Source organism: Collinsella sp. AF04-24, from assembly GCF_003465685.1.
In the GTDB taxonomy this organism is placed as follows: Bacteria; Actinomycetota; Coriobacteriia; order Coriobacteriales; family Coriobacteriaceae; genus Collinsella; species Collinsella aerofaciens_AP.
In genome coordinates, this window is the sequence record NZ_QSBK01000020.1 from 42,019 (window position 1) to 44,051 (window position 2,033).

Below are 2,033 nucleotides of genomic sequence, written 5' to 3' on the forward strand. Positions count from 1 at the left end.
ATGGGTTCGCCCATTCGGAGACCCCCGGGTCGAAGGATGTGTGCTCCTCGCCGGGGATTATCGCAGCTTGCCGCGTCCTTCATCGGCTCCCTGTGCCAAGGCATCCGCCGTGCGCCCGTGGTATCTTGCGGGACCGCATCGGGCCCGCGGGATATCCACGTGTCGCTAAAGTTAATTAATCGATATCATGAATAGCGCTCGTATGTCGCAATTCGGGTATCTCATACCGCGGCACAGTAGTTGACTGTGCTCGCGATCAGATGCTCCTCACTCATTTATAAGTGAATTCTTCTTGTTTGGATCGGATGAATGATTGCTATCATTCTGTCTTTAAATCGCAGAAAAGAATCGAGTCTGGAAGAATGATCTTCCATCTCTCTCCTATCGCTATGCGGCTCTCAAGGTACGCGGGTGCGACCCCGGGGACCGGGTGCTGCGGGGACTTATCCTGGCGGACATCTACCGGACGGGCTCCTGCCCTCTATTCGAGTTAAGTTGATCTCTCTAAGAATGTATCTCCCTAGAAAGGAGGTGATCCAGCCGCACCTTCCGGTACGGCTACCTTGTTACGACTTCACCCCCCTCACCCTCCACACCTTCGGCGCCTCCCCCCTTGACGGTTGGGCCGGCGACTTCGGGTGCAGACGACTCGGGTGGTGTGACGGGCGGTGTGTACAAGGCCCGGGAACGCATTCACCGCGGCATGCTGATCCGCGATTACTAGCAACTCCGACTTCATGGGGGCGGGTTGCAGCCCCCAATCCGAACTGGGGCCGGCTTTCCGGGATCCGCTCCCCCTCGCGGGGTGGCATCCCTCTGTACCGGCCATTGTAGCACGTGTGCAGCCCAGGGCATAAGGGGCATGATGACTTGACGTCGTCCCCGCCCTCCTCCGCCTTGACGGCGGCGGTCCCGCGTGGGTTCCCGGCATCACCCGATGGCAACACGCGGCGGGGGTTGCGCTCGTTGCGGGACTTAACCCAACATCTCACGACACGAGCTGACGACAGCCATGCACCACCTGTATGGGCTCCTCTCGGCCACGGGGTCTCCCCCGCTTCACCCATATGTCAAGCCCTGGTAAGGTTCTTCGCGTTGCTTCGAATTAAGCCACATGCTCCGCTGCTTGTGCGGGCCCCCGTCAATTCCTTTGAGTTTTAGCCTTGCGGCCGTACTCCCCAGGCGGGACGCTTAATGCGTTGGCTGCGGCACGGGGGGATCGTCCCCCCACACCTAGCGTCCATCGTTTACGGCTGGGACTACCAGGGTATCTAATCCTGTTCGCTCCCCCAGCTTTCGCGCCTCAGCGTCGGTCTCGGCCCAGAGGGCCGCCTTCGCCACCGGTGTTCCACCCGATATCTGCGCATTCCACCGCTACACCGGGTGTTCCACCCTCCCCTACCGGACCCAAGCCGCGGAGGTTCCGGGGGCTTCGGGGGGTTGAGCCCCCCGCTTCGACCCCCGGCCTGCCGGGCCGCCTACGCGCGCTTTACGCCCAATGAATCCGGATAACGCTCGCCCCCTACGTATTACCGCGGCTGCTGGCACGTAGTTAGCCGGGGCTTCTTCTGCAGGTACAGTCTTGACTCTTCCCTGCTGAAAGCGGTTTACGACCCGAAGGCCTCCGTCCCGCACGCGGCGTCGCTGCGTCAGGGTTCCCCCCATTGCGCAAGATTCCCCACTGCTGCCTCCCGTAGGAGTCTGGGCCGTGTCTCAGTCCCAATCTGGCCGGTCGGTCTCTCAACCCGGCTACCCGTTGTCGGCACGGTGGGCCGTCACCCCGCCGTCTACCTGATGGGCCGCGGAGCCATCCCCTCCCGTCGGGGCTTTAGCCGGGGTGCCATGCGGCACCCCGGGGTATCCGGTATTACCCGTCCTTTCGGGCGGCTATCCCGGGGGAGGGGGCAGGTTCTCCACGTGTTACTCAGCCGTTCGCCACTCGCTTCCCTCCGGAGAGGGGTGCCGTTCGACTTGCATGTGTTAGGCGCGCCGCCAGCGTTCATCCTGAGCCAGGATCGAACTCTCCGTCCAAA

Annotated in this window: 1 rRNA gene; it reads right to left on the reverse strand. The window is 62.3% G+C overall.

Going from position 1 to position 2,033, the window contains the following annotated elements:
* Positions 1-524: 524 nt before the first annotated feature.
* A 16S ribosomal RNA gene (locus tag DWV32_RS08370) occupies positions 525-2,031 on the reverse strand.
* Positions 2,032-2,033 lie beyond the last annotated feature (2 nt).